We start from the raw sequence: 18,689 nt of genomic DNA, 5'->3' as shown, positions 1-18,689 counted from the left end.
CGTCACGCCTACCGCGCTGTCGGCCCCAAGGTCACGCGCCTTAGACTCCGGGAGTGACCGTCACCGCAACCTCCGTCGGCGAATCGGACCAGCTGGAGCCGCGGAGCGCGCCCGGGGCGCGGACGTGGGCCCGGCGGCTCGTACGTCTCGTCCCGGCCGCCGCAGCCGCGCTCTCCGGCCTGCTCCTCTATGTCTCCTTCCCGCCCCGCACGCTGTGGTGGCTGGCCCTGCCGGCCTTCGCCGTCTTCGGCTGGGTGCTGCGCGGCCGCGCCTGGAAGGCGGCACTCGGCCTCGGCTACCTGTTCGGCCTAGGCTTCCTGCTGCCGCTGCTGGTGTGGACCGGAGTGGAGGTCGGGCCGGTCCCCTGGCTCGCCCTGGTGGCGATCGAGGCTCTCTTCGTCGCCCTGGTCGGCGCCGGGGTCGCGGCCGTGTCGAAGCTGCCCGGCTGGCCGGTGTGGGCGGCCGCCGTGTGGATCGCCGGCGAAGCGGCACGCGCGCGTGCCCCCTTCAACGGCTTCCCCTGGGGAAAGGTCGCGTTCGGCCAGGCGGACGGTGTGTTCCTGCCGCTCGCCGCGGTGGGCGGCACCCCGGTACTCGGCTTCGCGGTCGTCCTGTGCGGCTTCGGGCTGTACGAGGTCGTCCGGCTCGCCGTGCGGTGGCGGCGGACCGGTGAGGTGCGGCGCGCCGCGGCGGCCATGGGCCTGCTGAGCCTGGCCGTCCCCGTCGTGGGCGCCGTCGCGGCCCGGCCGCTGGTCAGCGACACGGCCGAGGACGGCAGTGCCACCGTCGCGGTGATCCAGGGCAACGTGCCCCGTGCCGGGTTCGACTTCAACTCCCAGCGGCGGGCCGTACTCGACTACCACGCGCGCGAGACCGAGCGGCTGGCCGCCGAGGTCAAGGCCGGCAAGGTCGCACGGCCCGACTTCGTGCTGTGGCCGGAGAACTCCTCCGACATCGATCCCTTCGCCAACCCCGACGCCCGCGCCGTCATCGACGCGGCGGCCAGGTCCATCGGCGTGCCCATCTCGGTCGGCGGCGTCGTCGAGCGGGACGGCAAGCTGTACAACGAGCAGATCCTGTGGGACCCGGCGAAGGGCCCCGTCGACACCTACGACAAGCGCCAGATCCAGCCCTTCGGCGAGTATCTGCCGCTGCGCTCGCTCGTCGGAGCCATCAACGAGAACTGGACGGCCATGGCCCGCCAGGACTTCAGCCGGGGCACCGAGCCGGGCGTCTTCACCATGGACGGCGCCAAGGTCGGACTCGTCACCTGCTACGAGGCCGCCTTCGACTGGACCGTGCGCTCCGAGGTCACCGACGGCGCCCAGCTGATCTCCGTGCCCAGCAACAACGCCACCTTCGACCGCAGCGAGATGACCTACCAGCAGCTCGCCATGTCCCGCGTGCGGGCGGTCGAGCACAGCCGGACCGTGACGGTCCCGGTGACCAGCGGAGTCAGCGCGATCATCATGCCGGACGGCAGGATCACCCAGAAGACCGGCATGTTCGTGGCCGACTCCCTGGTGCAGAAGGTGCCGCTGCGGTCTTCGCAGACCCCCGCCACCCGGCTCGGCATCCTGCCGGAGATCGCCCTCGTGCTGGTCGCGGCCGGCGGACTCGGCTGGGCCGTCGGCGCCGGGCTGCGCGGACGACGCACCGGTGACGTGTAGACGCGTCGGTGACCTGTAGCCGTACGCCGTCCGCACGCAGCCTGAATCGCGCCAGGGCGCCGGAGACGGCCCATTAGGGTCGACGGCATGGCTACTCCCGACTTCATCCGCACGCTCCGTGCCTCGGCCGGTCATCAGCTGCTCTGGCTCCCCGGGGTCACCGCCCTCGTCTTCGACGACGAGGGCAGAGTGCTGCTCAACCGCCGCGCCGACACCCGCAGGTGGTCCGTGCTCGGCGGCATCCCGGACCCGGGGGAGCAGCCCGCGGCCTGCGCGGTGCGGGAGGTCTACGAGGAGACGGCTGTACGGTGCGTCGCCGAACGGGTCGTCCTCGTCCAGGCCCTGCAGCCCGTCACGTACGAGAACGGTGACACCTGCCAGTACATGGACATCACCTTCCGCTGCCGTGCCGTCGGCGGTGAGGCGAAGGTCAACGACGACGAGTCGCTCGACGTGGCCTGGTTCGACGTCGACGCGCTCCCCGAGCTCAACGAGTTCGGCCTGCTCCGGATCAAGCAGGCCCTGTCGGACGACCCCACATGGTTCGACCCCACTGCCTCCGGTTGAACTATGGGGTGTGACCACATGGGGTGGGGTAGGGGCGCTGCCTAGGGTCGAACCATGACCGCGCCCCCTGCCCTCCCGGCCCCCCACGCCTCCCCGCTCGACCTGGGCGGCCGCACCGCACTCGTCACCGGCGCCGCCGGTGGCATCGGCCGTGCCTGTGCCCTGCGGCTCGCTGCCGCCGGGGCCAAGGTGAGAGCCGTCGACCGGGACGCCTCGGGTCTCGAGGCACTGGCCGACCAGGGGCGCGGCCTCGCCGGCACGGTGGAGCCGCACGTCCTCGACCTCACCGACCTGGACGCCGCCGAACTCGCCGCCGCGGGCACCGACGTCCTCGTCAACAACGCCGGACTCCAACTGGTGCGCCCCATCGAGGAGTTCCCGCCCGAGGTGTTCCACACGGTGCTCACCGTGATGCTGGAGGCACCGTTCCGGCTCATCCGCGGGGCCCTGCCCCACATGTACGGGCAGGGGTGGGGCCGCGTCGTGAACGTGTCGTCCGTCCACGGGCTGCGCGCCTCTGCCTACAAGTCCGCCTATGTGGCCGCCAAACACGGTCTGGAGGGACTGTCCAAGACCACCGCCCTCGAAGGCGCTCCCCACGGTGTCACCTCGAACTGTGTGAACCCCGCCTATGTGCGCACCCCCCTGGTCGAGAAGCAGCTCACCGACCAGGCGCAGGCGCACGGCATCCCCGAGGAGCGGGTGCTGTCCGAGGTGCTGCTGCAGGACAGCGCCGTCAAACGGCTGATCGAGCCGGAGGAGGTCGCCGAGGCGGTGGCGTACCTGTGCAGTCCGCAGGCCTCCTTCGTGACCGGTACCTCGCTCGTGCTCGACGGTGGCTGGACCGCCCACTGAGCAGCCGCTTCCGTCCGCCCGGGGGAGTTGTCCACAGGGCTGACGGGACCGGCCGGTCATGGTGAATCCTGTGAGCATGTCCAGCGATCACGTGCAGTCCGCCGAAATGCCGTTCCTCGAGCTCCTGGCCCGGGGCGCGTCGGCCGACGCCTATGAGCAGCCGGAGCTGCTCGCGCGTGCCGAAGGGCGCCCGGCGGAATGGATCGCCGCGCTCCGGCAGGCCAAGCCGCTCGCCCTGCGCGTGCGCGCCGAGCTGGAGGGGCGACGCCGACGCGAGGCCGAGCTGTCCGCGCTGTTCGAGACCGCCCACGACCTCGCCGGGCTGCGCGACCTCGACGCCGTACTCCAGGCGATCGTGCAGCGCGCCCGCTCGCTGCTGGGCACCGACGTCGCCTACCTCAGCCTGAACGACACGGAGCGCGGCGACACCTACATGCGGGTCACCGAGGGCTCGGTCGCGGCCCGGTTCCAGCAGCTGCGGCTCGGCATGGGGGAGGGACTCGGCGGCCTGGTCGCCCAGACCGCGCGCCCCTATGTCACCGACGACTACTTCAAGGACGACCGCTTCCAGCACACGCTCACCATCGACGCGGGCGTGCGGGACGAGGGTCTGGTGGCCATCCTCGGTGTGCCACTGACGCTCGGGCACCACGTCATCGGCGTGCTGTTCGCCGCGGACCGCCGCGCCCGGGTCTTCGAGCGGGAGCAGATCGCCCTGCTCGGCTCCTTCGCCGCCCTCGCCGCGGCCGCCATCGACACCGCCAACCTGCTCGCCGAGACCCGGTCAGCCCTCGCCGGCCTGGAGCGGGCGAACGAGATCATCCGCGACCGCAGCGGCGTCATCGAGCGCGCCTCCGACGTGCACGACCGGCTCGCCGAACTCGTCCTGCGCGGCGGAGGCGTGCACGACGTGGCCGCCGCGGTCTCCGAGATCCTCGACGGCACCGTGGCGTTCGCCGAGGCCGCCGCCGCGCCCGCCGGCGCCCTGGAGAAGTCCGGCGCAGAGGGGCACGCGGTGCTGCACGAGGACGCCTGGATCGCCGCCGTCGCCGCAGGCGGCGAACTGCTCGGCGCACTGGTCCTGCGCGGGCACCCGGGGCTCGACCCCGTCGACCAGCGCACCCTGGAGCGCGCTGCCATGGTCACCTCCCTGCTGCTCCTGGCCCGCAGATCCGCCGCCGAGGCCGAACAGCGGGTGCGCGGTGAGCTGCTGGACGACCTGCTGGACGCCCGCGACCGCGACCCGCGCCTGCTGCGGGAGCGCGCCGCCCGGCTGCACGCCGACCTGGACGCGCTCCACGTGGTGCTGGCCGCGCGGCTCGAGGGCACCGCGGCCGACGCCGACCAGGAGGCGGACGTCCGCAGACGCCTGGCAGCGGCGGCGTCCCACCTGGCCGCGACGCGGCACGGCCTGGCCGCCGCGCGCGACGGGGGCACCGTCCTGCTGCTGCCCCTCGGCCCCGGCGACACGGCGACCGGCCTGGCCCGGCGCGCAGCCCGGCATCTGGGCACGGCGGTCCACGCACCGGTCACCGTCGGCGCTTCCGCACCCGCCGAGGACCTCGCCACCCGCCCCGAGACCGTGGCCACGGCCTACGGGGAGGCCCGCCGCTGCCTCGAAGCCCTGCGCGTCCTCGGCCGTGCCGGGGACGGGGCCGCCGCCGAGGACTTCGGCTTCCTGGGACTGCTCCTGGCCGGCGACCGCGACATCCCGGGCTTCGTCGACCGCACCATCGGCCAGGTCGTCGCCTACGACCGGCGGCGTGGCACGGAACTGCTGCGCACCCTCGATGCGTACTTCGCCTGCGGCATGAGCCCCGCCCGCACCAAGGACGAACTGCACGTCCATGTGAACACGGTCGCTCAGCGCCTGGAGCGCGTCGGCCGTCTCCTCGGCGACGACTGGCAGAGCCCGGCCCGGACCCTGGAGATCCAGCTCGCGCTGCGCCTGCACCAGTTGTCGGCCCCGGCACAGCACTGACCCCCGTACGCAGCCTGCGTACGGGGGCCGCAGATCACTGCTCCTGGCGGGTCAGGCGGTGCGGGCGTCCTCCGGGGCGGTGGCCGTCCGGTCCGCGCCCTGTCCGGGGGGAACCGCGACGTCGGCCAGGTCCCGGTTGCGCGTCTCCTTGGCCGCCGCCACCGCGATGACCGTGAGCACGGCGGCGGCGATGACGTACAGGGCGATCGGCGTGGAGCTGCCGTAGTCGGACAACAGCGCGGTGGCGATCAGCGGTGCGGGCGCGCCCGCCGCGACCGAGGCGAACTGCGCGCCGATCGACGCACCGGAGTAACGCATGCGCGTCGCGAACATCTCGGAGAAGAACGCGGCCTGGGGTGCGTACATCGCCCCGTGCAGGACCAGTCCGACCGTCACGGCGAGGATCAGGTTGCCGAAGCCGCCGGTGTCGATGAGCGAGAAGAACGGGAACATCCACAGCCCGACCCCGACCGCACCGATCAGATAGACCGGCCGGCGGCCGATCCGGTCGGACAGCGCGCCCCACGCGGGGATCACCGCGAAGTGCACGGCCGAGGCGATCAGCACCGAGTTGAGCGCGGTCTGCTTGGAGACGCCGGCCGAGGTGGTGGCGTAGACGAGGATGAACGCGGTGATGACGTAGTAGCTGATGTTCTCCGCCATGCGCGCGCCCATGGCGACCAGCACGTCACGCCAGTGGTGCCGCAGCACGGAGACGAGCGGCAGCTTCTCGGCCTCCGCCGCGACGTCCGCCTTGCGGGCCTCGGCCTGCGCCAACGCCTCCTTGAACACCGGCGATTCATCGACAGACAGACGAATCCACAAACCGACGATCACCAGCACACCGGACAGCAGGAACGGGATCCGCCAGCCCCAGCTGCCGAACGCGGCGTCCGACAGCAGGGCCGTGAGCAGCGACAGCACACCGGTGGCGAGGAGCTGCCCCGCCGGTGCGCCGGTCTGCGGCCACGACGCCCAGAACCCGCGCCGCCGGGCGTCCCCGTGCTCCGACACCAGCAGCACGGCACCGCCCCATTCACCACCGAGCGCGAATCCCTGGACCAGCCGGAGCACGGTGAGCAGCACCGGCGCGGCCGTCCCGATGGAGGCATGTGTGGGCAGCAGCCCGATGGCGAAGGTGGCCCCGCCCATCAGCAGCAGGCTCAGCACCAGCAGCTTCTTGCGTCCGAGCCGGTCACCGTAGTGCCCGAACACCAGCGCGCCCAGCGGCCGGGCGGCGAACCCGACCGCGTACGTCAGGAACGACAGCAGGGTGCCGACGAGCGGGTCGGAGTCCGGGAAGAACAGCTTGTTGAACACGAGCGCGGCGGCGGAGCCGTAGAGGAAGAAGTCGTACCACTCGATGGTGGTGCCGATGAGGGACGCGGCGACGATGCGCTTGAGGCTGGCGGGGGCTGGTGGAGCGGCTGCGGGCGACGACATCGGCACCACTTCCTGGGGTGTGACTGGGACGTTTGCGTGTCGCCACACCGTAGGAATCCGCAGGTCAGGCGCACATGTGGCGGGGCAACATAGTTCGAGGGTTCGCTATGCGTGCGGCCACCATGCCGGCTCGTGGAAAGGCGGTTCAGGGGAGCGATGGTGGTCGAAACGAGTGCCGACGGGACGCGCAGTTCATAAAGGGTGTTGCAGAAGGCTTGGTGGTGTGCATTTTGCGTGTATGGGTGGGGTGTTGAGGCTGAGCCGGTGTGGGTGGAGACGTCCACCGGGTTGCCGATGGGGCGGTTCGAGAAGCTGCTTCCGGTGGTGCGGGAACGAGGTGGCAACGGTCCTGGTGATGGCCGGCCGTGGTGTCTTGAGTTGGCCGAGCGGGTGCTGCTGGTGGCCGAGTACTAGCGCACGAACCTCACGATGCGGCAGCTCGCACCGCTCTTCGGCTGCTCACCTGCCACGGTCTGCCGGGGCATCCGGCGTCTTGGGTCGCTGCTTGCGCTGGAGCCGGCGCCCAGCCCTGTGCGGACGTCGACCGGTTATGGATCGTGGACGGCACCCTGATCCCGGTCCGTGACCGCAAGGTCGCAGCCTCCTCACGCACCTACCGATTCTCGGCGAATGTGCAGGTCATCATCGATGCCGACACTCGCCTGGTGGTGGCCTCCGCCCGGCCCGCACCCGGCAACAAGGCAGACGCACACGTGTGGCGGAAGTCTGGCCTGCCGGCCGTGGCAGCAGGCACGACCGTGATCGCGGACGGCGCCTACCTGGGCACCGGTCTGATCGTCCCGCACCGCAGACGAGCCGGCCGGAAGACGAACTTCTCTGTCGCCTTGGGCGCAAGCCCGGGCCGGGTACCGGGGGCGTGGAATGTCGGCGTCCCGGGCTGGCAGCGACCGTGTGCCGGGCTTGGCGGATGGTGCCCCAAGGCATCTTGATCGCTTCGGCGGCGATACGCCGTGCCGCCGCGGGTCAATACAGCTAGCCCCTTGCCGGTGCCGTCCTCATGTGAAGAGGGCTCGATCGGTGGGTTGAGCGGTGATCGGGGTGAGGCAGAAGACGCGGATGTACCGGCCAGCGCGGGCGGCGTAGGTGTCGTATACCGGTAGAGCCAACAGGATGCGGGGGCGCTGCTGTTGCTTCTCGTGGGTCGTGAGCTGCCGTGCGGTGACCGGCCAGGCGCGGGCCTGGGTGGTGACCGTGGCTCTGGGGTCGTGCAGCAGGTTGGTGCTCCATGCCGGGTCGCGGCTGCGGCCGAAGTTGCTGGCCACGACGATCCAGGTGCCGTCCGGATCCTGATGGGCGCACAGCGGCGTGGTGCGCATCAGGCCGCTGCGATGTCCGGTGGTGGTCAGCATGATGGTGTCGACGAACAGCCGACTGGGCAGGAGCCGACCGCGGGTGAGCCGGTGGACGAGCAGGTCGCATCGAGGCAGCACATGGGGGGCGATCCGGGTGAAGGCACGGGTGGTGCCGAGGCGGACGACGAGCGGGTGGGGCACGGGGGGCTATGTCCTCGGGGTCGCGGGGAAGGGGATGGGCCGGTACGGCTCGTGCTGGTACGGGCGTTGATCGGGGCGGCCCGCGTCGGGCCAGGTGGCGAAGGCCCGCTCGGCCATCGCGGTCACGGTCAGCGCCGGGTTGACGCCCAGGTTGGCGGGAACTGCGGAGGCGTCGGCGATGTGCAGGGTCGGATAGCCGTGGATGCGGTGGTAGGGGTCGGCGACACTCGTGGCGGGGTCGGTGCCGATGCGGCATCCGCCCAAGAGATGGGCGGTGACCGGCAGTCCCAGGACGGTGTTCCACAGGGGGCGGGCCCGGCCCTTGATGAGGCGGGCGTGGTGGCCGGCGACGGTCTCGGCGGCCGGCAGCCGCACTGGTTCGGGTTGGAGGCTGCCGGGGCGGAAGCTCATCCGCCCGCCGAACGGGCCGTGTCGGTAGTGGCTGGTCAGATGTGAGTCCCGCTGTTCCATGGCGAAGAGCACGGCGCTGCGACGGCCGAAGTCCCGCCAGGAAAGCGGCACCGGCGCGGTGAGCAGCGCCGCCGGATGGGAGCCGGATCCGAAGCGGCACATCTGTACCAGCAGATCGGGGTGTGGCCGCAGTGCGGAGCTGATGGCGACGCCGGGGCCGACGTCGAAGTCCTCGGCCCAGACGGCTGTGAACACCTCGCGGTTGGTCCGGGTGTGCGTGCCCAGCGCAGGCGAGAGTCGCGGCAGGTGAGGGCGGGAGCGGTGCAGGAGTTCCACTGTGCCCCAGGCGCCGCCCGCCAGCACCACCTGGCGCGCCGTCAGCACATGCTTCTTACGCACTGGATGGCCGCCGCGCGTATGGATCTGCCAGGTGCCTTCCGGCAGCGGGACGAGAGTGCGGGCCTCGGTCAGGGGCCGGATGTCGGCTCCGGCAAGTTCGGCGAGATGGAGGTAGTTGTGGTCCAGGGAGTTCTTGGCGCCGGTGCGGCAGCCGAGGACGCAGCGTCCGCACAGGGTGCAGCCGTTGCGTGCCGGGCCACGGCCGTTGAAAAAGGGGTCGGGCACCGGTCGGTCGGGGGGGCCGAAGTGGATGCCGACCCGGGTGGCGTGCACGGTTCCGGATACCCCGAGGGCGTCGGCCGCCTCCCGCAGGGCGTCGTCGCCCGCCGCCTGCCTGGGCACTGGCGTGGTGCCCAGTATCCGCTGCGCGATCCGGTAGTGCGGGGCGAGTTCGGCAGCCCAGTCGACGGCCGGATCCCAGCAGGGTGACCGGAGTACGGCTGCGTCCGGCAGGTAGTGCACCCCCGCGTAGACGAGCGAACCGCCGCCGACTCCGATGCCCGTCAGGGCGGCCAGCCGGCGCCGTACCCGCAGTCGTACGATCCCCCGGCACCCGAGCCAGGGAGCCCACAGCAAGCGGTGAGCCTGCCACGGGGAGGCGGCGAAGTCCTCCGGCCTCCGGTACGGCCCGGTCTCGACGACGGCGACGCGGTACCCCTTCTCCGCCAACCGTAGCGCCGCGACAGCTCCACCGAACCCCGATCCCACGACCAGCACGTCATACACGGCCTCCACGACCACCCCACCCGTCACGCCCAGTACATTACCCGTCGCATAATGTGCTCGCGACGATCCGGGAGAGTGCCCGTGACTGCCTCCGCTCCTTTGCCTGCCGTCCCCACCGCTCCCGGGGCGCTGCCCCTGCTGGGGCACGGGCTGAAGGCCGTACGTGACCCGCTCGGCTTCGTCGTGTCGCTCAGTAGGCTGGGGCCGCTGGTACGGGGGCGGGGCCCCCTGTTCACTCCTGACGTCTACATGGTCAACTCGCCGGACCTGCTCCACCAGATGCTGGTGACCGACGCCCGCAGCTACGCACAGGGGCGGATCAGCGAGGGCATCGGCTCCCAGTTCGGCCAAAGCCTGGTGATGGACATGCGGTTCGACGGATTGACGCTGTTCGAATCCCATCGCCGTCACCGTCGTGCCGTGCAGCGCGCCTTTCACCCGCACCGGATCGCCGCCGGGACACCTGCGGTCCGGCAGGCCACCGAAGAAGCGACCTGCCGGTGGCAGCCCGGCACGACGCTCCGGGTGGATCTGGCGATGGCTCAACTCGCGTACACCGTCAACGCATACGCCCTGTGCGGAGACACCCCGGCCCACGACCGGGTGGTGGCCGGGATCGCGGGCCTTTCCTCGCACACCACTGCGGGCCTGTACTGGCGCATGGCCCTTCCCCGGCTCGCCCATTTCACGCACGTCCCGGGCACTGGCCGCTTCACGCGGGCTCTGACCGGCCTGCGCGCCGCCGTCACCGCCGCTCTCACCCACCACCGCCATCACGGCGACGGCGGCGACGACGTCCTATCCCAGCTCCTGCGAGCCCGGTACGCGGACACGGACGAGCCGCTCACCGATCAGCAGATCATCGCCGACACGCTGTTCCTGCTCTTCGCCGGCGTCCACGGCCTCAAGGACGTGCTGCCCCACGTCCTGTACGAGCTGCACCGCCATCCCCACATCGAGCAGCGTGTGCATGACGAGATCGACTCCGCCCTCCAGGGCCGCCCTGTGCAGGCCGAGGACCTGGCCCGGCTCGCGTACACCCGACGCGTCGTCAAGGAGACCCTGCGGCTGTACCCGGCGGTGTGGATGCTGGCCCGCCGCACCCTCGTGCCCGTCCGTCTCGGACCGGCGGAACTGCCGGCGGGCACCGAGCTCCTGTACAACAACTACGCGGTACACCGCAATCCGGATGTTCACCCCGACCCGCTGCGCTTCGACCCCGACCGCTGGCTGCCGGAGCGCCTCAAGCCTCTGCCCCGCTGCGCCGACCTCACCTTCGGTGCCGGGGTACGCAAGTGCATCGGCGACGCGATGACGATGAACCAGATCCTCATCGCCCTGGCCACCATCGCCGGCCACTGGACCCTGCGCACCACGCCGGGGCACCGCTACCGGCCGCGGGTGGGCATCTTTCTCGCTCCGGGCCCGATGCCCATGACCTGCCACCCCCGTAAGCGTCCATGAGGCCAGGTCGGCTCGCCGCGCATCCCGTGCAGTTCGTCCAGGGGCCAACGGCACCCGGGGAATCCGTGCCTGGCGCGGTAACTGGCTGCCATGACGTATCAGCCGATGGTGTGTTCGGCGGTACTTCGGTCCGGGATGGTCGTTGGGCTGATCGTGATCGGCGACGAATTGCCCATGAGGACCTGCGGCGGGCGGACGAGCCGCCGACGTTTCGCTCTGGCGCTGGCACCCCTGCTCGTGGGTGCCTCCGTCCTGCTGGCCGGGAGTGCCGAGGGAGCCGTATCGGTGGCGTTCGCGGGGGAGGTGCCGGTGACGGTCCACGCGGCGCGGGTGTCCGCAGTCGGCGTGTCGGCCTCGCCGGCCGCCTCCGGCCGTGGCGGACTGCTGCCGGCGCTGGCCACGCGGATGGAACAGGCCACGGTGGAGGGTGCCTGCGTCACCTCCACCGCCCACCTGCCGGTCGTCGGAGCGGTGACGGCAGTCGTACGTATCGAGCACTCCACCGCCGCTGGCCTGACGGTGGAGACGGACAAGGCCACGGCCCGCTCGGTGAAGCTCACCGGCGCGAAGTTCAGCACCCCGCAGGTGTCCCCGAACCGGCCCACCGGCCTGTTCACCGTCGGCGCGCGGAAAGTCAGCGGCAGCACGGTGACCACACAGCCGCATGCCTTCACGGCCGGGACGATCACCTCCCGCGGTGTCACCATCGATCTGCGCCAGGGTGAAGGCAGCTGCGAGCCGGGAGCGGCTCGGTGAGTACGGCGATCCGCCCCGGCCCGCGATCCGGGTGGCGGGCGTGGCGTCGAGGCCGCCCGTTCACGGCGGGCCTGCTGTTGGGGCTCGGAGGGTTGGAGTTGATCTGCGTCTCCTGGGTGGGACTGGGATTCCTGCGGTTCACCGGCACCGCGGGCGCCGCTTCATGGGCCCTGGGCACCCTGTTCGTCGTCGCCGGTGTGACGACATGGCGCAACCCTGCCCTGCGCTACTTCTCCGGCGTCCTGGCAGCCGTCATGTCTCTGGTCAGCCTGGTCGCCGCGAACCTCGGCGGCCTGCTGCTGGGCTTCCTGCTCACCGCCGTCGGCAGCGCCCTCGCCCTGGCCTGGATCCCCCACCAAGCACCTTCGACCCCAGAAAGAGGAGGCGTCAGGTGAGTTCTCCCGCCCTGCCCGCCGCCGTCTACCGGCGCAGCGGCATCCACGACGCGGCCCTGCGCCGCGGCTACGAGGTGTGCCGCCGCGCCACCCGCGCGACGGGCGAGATCGAATACGCCGTCTCGCTGCTGCTGCCACCGCCGCTGCGGACCGCCATCTGGGCGCTGTACGGCGCTGTCCGGGCAGTGGACGACCTGGCCGACGCGGTCGGATCCGCCGGCGAGGCGGATCCGGGGCGGGCCGAACGGTTGGAAGCGTGGATCTCGGCGTTCGACACGGACCTGCGCGAAGGCCGCGGCAGCGACCCGGTACGGCAGGCACTGATCCACACCATGCTGACCTGGAACCTGCCGCCAGGATTCCTGCACACCCTGTTCGAGGAACTCCGCCAGGACGTCCACGGACGGCAGTTCGCCACCTGGCAGGAGTGGCGGCACTACAACAGCCTGATCAACACCCCGCTCGTGCTGCGGGCGGGCTCCCTGCTGCTACGGGCCACGGGCCTGCCCACCGAGCCGGAGGCGATCGCCGCAGCCGTGCCGGACGCGGCTATGGCCTGCCAGACCGCCGTCGAGGCGATCTACCTCACCGACGCCCTCGTCGACCTCTCCGACGACCTCGACCGCGGCCACGTTGCGCTGCCGCAGGAAGCCCTGGACGAGGCCGGCGTGCACCGGACGGACCTACTGGCCCGGCGCACCACCCCGGAGTTCGAGGACCTGGTGCGCCGCCTGGCCGACCGGGCCCGCACCTGGCTGGACCACACGCCCCTGCCGCCGGTGCTGCACCCGTCGGTCGGCATCGCGCTCGGCGCCTACACCGACCTGTACCGGCTACGCCTGAAGACCGCGGCCGACGCCCCCGCCACGCTGCTGCACAGCCGCCCGGCCTTGCCACGAAGCACCCGGCTGCGCCTGATGCTGCCCGCCCAGGCGAAGGCCGCGCTGGCCTGGGGCCTGTTCCCCTTCCCCATCCAGCCCTGCCCGCCGCAACCCGCACCGGCCAAGACGCCCGAACGGTCCGGCGAGGCCGAAGAGATGCGCCCGCCCGCCGCCCAGCGGCACCCGACCGTCGCTCCGACTCCCCACCCCTCGGGAATCCGCCCGCCCCAACTGCCCGGCGAAGACATGCCCCGCCACGTCGCGATCGTGATGGACGGCAATGGCCGCTGGGCCACCGCCCGCGGCCTGCCCCGCACCGACGGCCACCGTCAAGGAGTCGAGGCACTGGTCGACGTCGTCCACGGTGCCCTTGAGATCGGTCTGAAGTACCTGACCGTGTACGCGTTCTCCACCGAGAACTGGAAACGCCCGGCCGCCGAACTGCAGACCCTGATGTACGAGATTCCCCAGGGCGTGCGTCGCCTGGTGGACGAGAAACTGGATCTCCGGGTGCGCTGGGCCGGCGTGCGCTCCCGCCTCCCGGCCGACGTCATCGAGCAACTCCTCCAGGACGAGCGGACCACCCGCGACCGCACCGGAATGACCCTGACCATGTGCGTGAACTACGGCGGCCGCACCGAGATCACGGCAGCCGCAGCGAAACTCGCCCAGGAAGCGGTCGCCGGGAAGGTCGACCCCGGCTCCGTCTCCGAGCACGCCTTCGCCCGCTACCTCCATGTCCCCGAACTGCCCGATGTCGACCTGCTCCTGCGCACCGGCGGCGACCAGCGCACCTCCAACTTCCTGCCCTGGCAGGCCACCTACGCCGAGCTGCTGTTCCTCGACACCCCCTGGCCCGCGGTGGACCGCCGAACCCTGTGGGACGCGATCGAACAGTACGCCCGGCGCACCCGCCGCTACGGCGCGGTCCCCCGCATCCCCGCCCAGACCGGTCCCCTGAGTGGACACGGAGCACCGATGACGTGAGGCACCTGGTCATCCTGGGAGGCGGGCTGGCGGGAACCCCTGGCCGCCGTGGCCATGGCCCCGTACGTGGACAAGGGGACCGTCCTCGAACGCGACGCCCTGCCTTCTGGACCGGCCGCGCGACCGGCGTCCCCCAGGCACACCACAGCCACATGCTCTGGTCGGGCGGGGCGCAGGCCGTCGAATCCCTGATACGGGCACGATCGAGCGGTTGCTCGCCGCTGGGGCACGCAAGATCCAGATGACCGCGGACGCCGCGTGGCTGGCCGGAAGCGGCTGGCTACGCCGAACTCCCGGACGGCACTACGTCGTCACGTGCAGCCGAGACCTGCTGGACTCGGTGCTGCGGGAACAGGCACTCCTTACCGCCCCCGGGATCTCGCTGCGCACCAGAGCGCAGGGCATCGGCCTCGTGGGCAGCGCGCAGCGCGTCACGGGCGTAAGCCTCCGCGACCACGTCAGCGGCGCCACCAGGTCCCTTACGCGGACCTGGTCATTGATGCGACAGGCCGCGCATCACGGGCAGGACACTGGCTGACCGAGCTGGGCCTGCCTGCCGTCCCCGAAACCGTGGTGAACTGGCGGGCCGGTCATGCCAGCCGACGCTTCCGCGCCCCGAGCGACACGGACGGCGCGTTTCCCCTCGTCTTCGTTCTGCCGGACTTCCTCGCCACGGGCCCCGTGCGAGCCGCCCTTTGTGCTGCCGATCGAAGAGGGACAGTGGCAGGTCACACTGCTGGGTGCCCACGGCGGCGAACCGGACGCCAGACAGAAGCGACAGGAGGACTTCGCCGCCTTCGCACGCAGCGCACGTCATCCACTCGTCGCCGATCTCATCGCCGACGCCGAACCGCTCGGTCCCGTCCATCTGGTACGCCACATGCGATGGCGCCGCCGCCGCTGCACCGGGCTCGCCGGCAGGTGGCCCGACGGCTTCGCCCTTCCATGCCTTGGTGCGCTGGAAGGTGATGCCACGGCGGGCGAGCAGGCAGCGTAGCGCCTCGCGGCCGATGCGGATGATCCGGCCGGGGACTTTACGCAGGTAGGCGACGAGTTGGCGCAGTGACCAGCGGGTGGAGGGCTGGCCGAGTTTGGTGGGCGGGTGGTGGCCGTCTGGATGACGACGTCTTCGTCGTCAGGCTTCAGCAGGCGGGGACGGCCTCCCGCCCACCGCGCGTCGAGGCAGGCCAGGCCGATCTCGTTGAAGCGGTGGATCACGTCGCGCACGGTGTCCTCGTCTGCCTGCACCGGTTGGGCGATCACCGGTACCCGGTTCCCGCCGGCCGACGCCAACAGGCTCGGTCACCGCGCCTCCAGCGGTCGGATCGGACGTCACCGCACATCCAACCGCCACGACCGCCACCCCGGCGAACCTGTGCGGTCACAGCACTAGCCAATTCTTCGACTCGGGGATGGTGTGCCTGACCTGGCTTCGCCGCAGGTAGCGGCGGGTCAACGACACCGAAGGGGCAGCAAGGGCGGCCGCCCCTCAGGCTTCGCCATGTTCAAGACCCGCCAGTGTCAACAACGCTCGTGATCAATACATCTAGTCGCCGGTCGTGCCGTCGAGCATCTCGCGCAGGATGTCCAGGTGGCCATTGTGGCGGGCTGTCTCCTCGGTGAGATGAAGGAGGATCCAGCGCAGGTCGACATGGAGACCGTCGCGGATGGCTCGCTGGGCCTGCTTGTCCAGGCCATTCCCAGCGACCAGTTCGCGATAGCGGGCGCTCTGTTCGGCGTATTCGTCGAGCAACTGCTTGAGCGGGAAGTCGACGGCGATACGCATCTCGCGGTCGGGGTCCTCCTCGGTCCAGGGACCCGAGTCTTCCTCGCCGAGGAAGACCACCTGGAACCAGTAGTACTCGACCCAGCGAAGGTGGTTGATCACTCCACTCATGGTCATCAGTGGTGAACCCGGCAGGAGCGCCTTGTGGGCGTTCTCCGCCGAGACGCCATCGCACTTGGCGCGGGCGGTGTCACGTGCGTAGTCGAGAAACGTGGTGAGCTGGGTGCGCTCGTCCCACGCGGGCGGCGTGTCGTCGATTCTGGTCATCGCGCGAAGCGTCCCCGATCACCGCGACCGATGTCGAGGCATTTAACGGCGCGCCCACCCTGCTCCACCTACTGAGTTGAACGCGTGATGTCGTAGGTGCTGACGACTGGTGGCCCGTTTGTGGCTGGGCGTACCGGTTGGCCGGCCTGAGTAGATGGGTCGGCCAACCTGATGCGCCGGGCGCGCCGTGGTCTCTGCCTGGTTGGCCCGGGCCGGCTCCGGTGTCACGGGTGCGGCGGGGTGACGCGTGGTTCCCAGGTGCCGCAGGAGGGTCAGGGCGGTGGCGGCCACCAGCCCGAGTTCGGCCGGGGCAAGCCCCAACGGCTGAGGGCGATGAGCCGGTGCTGTTGTGGGACGACGATGATGCCGACGGTCACGCCCCAGACCACCGCCCAGACCACGTCGTCAGCGGGTCCGAGGCGGACCGCGTCCAGCACGGCGGTCCACGAGGTGCGGTCCGGTGTCAGCGCAGCGACGACCCAGTCCGGTCAGCCCGGGATGATCTGCGCAGCCGCGCGGGAACGGCCGTGGACGGGGCAGAACAGCCGCTCCGGCGAGCGCGCGGCGTCCGAGCGCAGCCACGGGGAGATGTCCACGGTGAGCACGATCCGCCCGTGGAGGCTGGTCGATGGTGGGCGAGCCCGGGCCGTGCACGAGCGGCAACGTTCCCCGGGACGAACGGCCCACCACTCAAGGTCCCGTGGGAAGCTGTGAGAAGCGGCGGGACGGGACAACCACACGACAGCCTTTGACCAAGGCCGAGGTCAAGAAACGAGTTGAGTTCCTGCACGCAGGGTGTGACATGGCCACAGTTCACCGATGACCAGGTGGAGCTCATCGAGCCGTACCTGCCGATGGGTGAGTACAGCCGGGCGGGGGTCAGGCGGGCGAGGTGTCGGGGCGGGCGTCGTACGCGGCGCGGGCGGCGTCGATGTGCGTCAGGTGCGTGATGCTCCACTCCAACAGGGGTGCGGTGGCTTCGCGGAGGGTCCTGCCCATCGGAGTCAGTTCGTAACTGACGTGCGGCGGCATGACGTTGCGGACGGTCCGTGTGAGGATCCCGTCGCGTTCCAGGCCGCGCAGGGTGACGGTGAGCATTCGCTGGCTGATCCCGTCGACCGCCCGCTTGAGTTCGGTGAAGCGGCGTGGCCCCTGGCTGAGGTGACGCACGATCAGCAGCGACCACTTGTCGCCGACGATGCCGAGCACTTCACGGGCCTGGCACGGGTCCTCCGGCCGCGCCGGCCGCGACTCGCCGTCCACTGTGCCGCTCATGGTTACCTCCAGAGAACCGGGGCACGGAAATGTGCCTTATTGATCGGGCTGCGGCAGGTGCAGCACGATGATTCCGGTTCCCGAAGAGTACTGAGGCACAAACAGGAACCGTGATGCTCCCGCGCCTCCACGCCCCGAAGAGGAAAAGATTCCCCTCATGTCAATCTTTCTGCTGGTACACGGCGCCTGGCACAGCGGCCGGTGCTGGGAGCGGGTGGTCCCGCTGCTGGAATCGGCCGGACACCGCGTGTTCGCGCCCTCACTGACCGGCTACGGCGACAAGGCGCACCTGCTCGGTCCCGAGGTGGGGCTCGACACGCACGTCGCGGACGTCGTCAATCTGATCCACGGGGAGAACCTGACCGAGGTGGTGCTCGTGGGTCACAGCTACGCGGGGCTGGTCGTCTCGTCCGCGGCCAACGAGGTACCGGAACGAATCGCGCACCTGGTGTACCTCGACGCGATGGTTCCGGAGCACGGCGAGACCGCCGTCGACGTGCAGCCCATGACCCAGAACCTGATCGACCTGGCCGCCAAGTCCGGCAACGGCTGGCGCATCCCGCCGCTGCCCGAGATGCCTCCGCCCCTCGGCCTGTTCGGTGTCACCGACCCGGCGGACGTCGCTTGGCTGCGCGCGACGCTCTCAGACCAGCCAGTGCGCTGCCTGCGGCAACCGGTCCGACTGGACAACCCTGCCTTGGACTCCATTCCGCGCACGCACATCCACTGCGTCGGCGCAGAGCCGGAAGGCATCGTACGGCGGCCCGTCCCCGCCACACAGCCCAACGGCTCCCCGGCACGGATACGGGAACTGCCGACCGGGCACGACTGCATGATCACCATGCCGGCGGACCTGAGCGAACTGCTGCTTGAATCCACCCTCCGATAGCCTCCGTGATGAGGACCGCTGGAATCGGCCAGGGTTACTCATCGCTCCACTCGCTTCGCCCCTCAACCGAGTGGGAAGCGGAGACGAGCGCCTCGTAGCTGAAGGCCGGGTCCGCACGTAGCGGGGTAGCCGCACCGAACCGTCGTGGTGTGCTCAGGCTCCCCGGGCCGGGGCGACGGCGCGGCTTACGCGGTCGCGGAGCAGGGTGCGGCGCTGTTCGCGCACGCTCGCGGGCTCTTGAGCGGAGGCGGCGTAGACGCTACTCACCGGAGACCAGGCCATGGGCGTGGTGATGACCATGGCCATCACGTCGAAGGGGTCTCCCTGCCTGATGCGCCCGGCGGCCCGGGACTCTGCGATGGCGCGGAGCCGCCCGCGGCGGCCGCCCATCCGGCGCGTGTCTCCTACGACGGCACCATCTGC

The 18,689-nt window shown here is 70.9% G+C and carries 16 protein-coding genes and 3 pseudogenes; 11 read left to right on the top strand and 8 right to left on the bottom strand.

Translation table 11 applies throughout. From position 1 onward, the window contains the following. Positions 1–53: 53 nt before the first annotated feature. The 4 genes from lnt to IE153_RS36065 all read left to right on the top strand — a co-directional run bounded on the left by lnt (position 54) and on the right by IE153_RS36065 (position 5,073). Complete coding sequence (lnt, locus tag IE153_RS36080) at positions 54–1,670, top strand: apolipoprotein N-acyltransferase (protein ID WP_189593914.1); 1,617 nt, start codon at positions 54–56, stop codon at positions 1,668–1,670. A gap of 87 nt (positions 1,671–1,757) precedes the next feature. Further along, positions 1,758–2,237 (top strand): NUDIX hydrolase, encoded by a 480-nt coding sequence (locus IE153_RS36075; RefSeq protein WP_189593913.1) that lies wholly within the window; start codon positions 1,758–1,760, stop codon positions 2,235–2,237. 54 nt (positions 2,238–2,291) lie between these two features. Then, positions 2,292–3,092, top strand: coding sequence for a 3-hydroxybutyrate dehydrogenase (locus IE153_RS36070; protein ID WP_189593912.1), 801 nt, complete (start codon positions 2,292–2,294; stop codon positions 3,090–3,092). 76 nt (positions 3,093–3,168) lie between these two features. Then, positions 3,169–5,073, top strand: a complete 1,905-nt coding sequence (locus IE153_RS36065; RefSeq protein ID WP_189593911.1) for a helix-turn-helix domain-containing protein — start codon at positions 3,169–3,171, stop codon at positions 5,071–5,073. A gap of 51 nt (positions 5,074–5,124) precedes the next feature. Here the strand turns inward: IE153_RS36065 and IE153_RS36060 are convergent, their stop codons facing one another. Then, positions 5,125–6,516 carry an MFS transporter gene (locus IE153_RS36060; protein ID WP_189593910.1) on the bottom strand — a complete coding sequence of 464 codons (1,392 nt, stop codon included), beginning with the start codon at positions 6,514–6,516 and terminating at the stop codon, positions 5,125–5,127. A gap of 238 nt (positions 6,517–6,754) precedes the next feature. On the opposite strand from IE153_RS36060, the pseudogene IE153_RS36055 reads away from it, so the two are divergent. Continuing rightward, positions 6,755–7,340, top strand: a pseudogene (locus IE153_RS36055) (transposase family protein); the annotation flags it as partial. 192 nt (positions 7,341–7,532) lie between these two features. On the opposite strand, the gene IE153_RS36050 reads toward IE153_RS36055, so the two are convergent. Together IE153_RS36050 and IE153_RS36045 are read right to left on the bottom strand one after the other, a co-directional pair. Then, positions 7,533–8,030: a nitroreductase/quinone reductase family protein gene (locus IE153_RS36050; protein ID WP_189593909.1), complete on the bottom strand. Its 498-nt coding sequence runs from the start codon at positions 8,028–8,030 to the stop codon at positions 7,533–7,535. Positions 8,031–8,036: 6 nt separating this feature from the next. After that, positions 8,037–9,593 carry an FAD-dependent oxidoreductase gene (locus tag IE153_RS36045; RefSeq protein ID WP_189593908.1) on the bottom strand — a complete coding sequence of 519 codons (1,557 nt, stop codon included), beginning with the start codon at positions 9,591–9,593 and terminating at the stop codon, positions 8,037–8,039. Positions 9,594–9,647: 54 nt separating this feature from the next. On the opposite strand from IE153_RS36045, the gene IE153_RS36040 reads away from it, so the two are divergent. The 5 genes from IE153_RS36040 (at position 9,648) to IE153_RS36020 (ending at position 15,046) form a co-directional block, all read left to right on the top strand. Further along, entirely contained in the window at positions 9,648–11,030 is a 1,383-nt protein-coding gene (locus IE153_RS36040; protein ID WP_189593907.1) for a cytochrome P450, read from the top strand. A 174-nt stretch (positions 11,031–11,204) separates the two neighbouring features. Beyond that, positions 11,205–11,786: a DUF6230 family protein gene (locus IE153_RS36035; protein WP_189593906.1), complete on the top strand. Its 582-nt coding sequence runs from the start codon at positions 11,205–11,207 to the stop codon at positions 11,784–11,786. Beyond that, entirely contained in the window at positions 11,783–12,181 is a 399-nt protein-coding gene (locus tag IE153_RS36030) for a DUF6114 domain-containing protein (protein ID WP_189593905.1), read from the top strand. Before IE153_RS36035 ends, IE153_RS36030 begins: the two co-directional genes overlap by 4 nt. Further along, positions 12,178–14,049: a polyprenyl diphosphate synthase gene (uppS, locus tag IE153_RS36025; RefSeq protein WP_189593904.1), complete on the top strand. Its 1,872-nt coding sequence runs from the start codon at positions 12,178–12,180 to the stop codon at positions 14,047–14,049. The genes IE153_RS36030 and uppS overlap by 4 nt, the downstream gene beginning before the upstream one ends. Positions 14,050–14,746: 697 nt before the next feature. Beyond that, complete coding sequence (locus IE153_RS36020) at positions 14,747–15,046, top strand: hypothetical protein (protein WP_189593933.1); 300 nt, start codon at positions 14,747–14,749, stop codon at positions 15,044–15,046. Here IE153_RS36020 and IE153_RS36015 read toward each other — a convergent pair. The 4 genes and pseudogenes from IE153_RS36015 to IE153_RS36000 form a co-directional block, all read right to left on the bottom strand. Then, a pseudogene (locus IE153_RS36015) lies at positions 14,990–15,345 on the bottom strand (helix-turn-helix domain-containing protein); the annotation flags it as partial. The gene IE153_RS36020 and the pseudogene IE153_RS36015 overlap by 57 nt on opposite strands. A gap of 250 nt (positions 15,346–15,595) precedes the next feature. After that, positions 15,596–16,102: a DinB family protein gene (locus IE153_RS36010; RefSeq protein ID WP_189593903.1), complete on the bottom strand. Its 507-nt coding sequence runs from the start codon at positions 16,100–16,102 to the stop codon at positions 15,596–15,598. Between the two features lie 272 nt (positions 16,103–16,374). Further along, positions 16,375–16,539 (bottom strand): hypothetical protein, encoded by a 165-nt coding sequence (locus tag IE153_RS42960; protein WP_438817977.1) that lies wholly within the window; start codon positions 16,537–16,539, stop codon positions 16,375–16,377. 442 nt (positions 16,540–16,981) lie between these two features. Continuing rightward, positions 16,982–17,377 (bottom strand): winged helix-turn-helix transcriptional regulator, encoded by a 396-nt coding sequence (locus tag IE153_RS36000; RefSeq protein WP_189593902.1) that lies wholly within the window; start codon positions 17,375–17,377, stop codon positions 16,982–16,984. 157 nt (positions 17,378–17,534) lie between these two features. Here IE153_RS36000 and IE153_RS35995 point away from each other — a divergent pair, with 157 nt between their 5' ends. Then, complete coding sequence (locus IE153_RS35995) at positions 17,535–18,266, top strand: alpha/beta fold hydrolase (RefSeq protein WP_189593901.1); 732 nt, start codon at positions 17,535–17,537, stop codon at positions 18,264–18,266. Between the two features lie 153 nt (positions 18,267–18,419). Here IE153_RS35995 and IE153_RS35990 read toward each other — a convergent pair. After that, a pseudogene (locus IE153_RS35990) lies at positions 18,420–18,683 on the bottom strand (TetR/AcrR family transcriptional regulator); the annotation flags it as partial. Positions 18,684–18,689: the final 6 nt, after the last annotated feature.

The sequence above is a fragment of the Streptomyces massasporeus genome, assembly GCF_014648995.1.
Taxonomy (GTDB): domain Bacteria; phylum Actinomycetota; class Actinomycetes; order Streptomycetales; family Streptomycetaceae; genus Streptomyces; species Streptomyces massasporeus.
Note: the sequence above shows the minus strand (reverse complement) of the source record. Positions and strands in the feature narration are given on the sequence as shown.

Coding starts and splice junctions, on each gene's coding strand:
- IE153_RS36075 (WP_189593913.1), top strand. CDS start 1,758: ATGGCTACTCCCGACTTCATCCGCACGCTCCGTGCCTCGGCCGGTCAT.
- IE153_RS36070 (WP_189593912.1), top strand. CDS start 2,292: ATGACCGCGCCCCCTGCCCTCCCGGCCCCCCACGCCTCCCCGCTCGAC.
- IE153_RS36065 (WP_189593911.1), top strand. CDS start 3,169: ATGTCCAGCGATCACGTGCAGTCCGCCGAAATGCCGTTCCTCGAGCTC.
- IE153_RS36060 (WP_189593910.1), bottom strand. CDS start 6,516: ATGTCGTCGCCCGCAGCCGCTCCACCAGCCCCCGCCAGCCTCAAGCGC.
- IE153_RS36035 (WP_189593906.1), top strand. CDS start 11,205: ATGAGGACCTGCGGCGGGCGGACGAGCCGCCGACGTTTCGCTCTGGCG.
- IE153_RS36010 (WP_189593903.1), bottom strand. CDS start 16,102: ATGACCAGAATCGACGACACGCCGCCCGCGTGGGACGAGCGCACCCAG.
- IE153_RS36000 (WP_189593902.1), bottom strand. CDS start 17,377: ATGAGCGGCACAGTGGACGGCGAGTCGCGGCCGGCGCGGCCGGAGGAC.
- IE153_RS35995 (WP_189593901.1), top strand. CDS start 17,535: ATGTCAATCTTTCTGCTGGTACACGGCGCCTGGCACAGCGGCCGGTGC.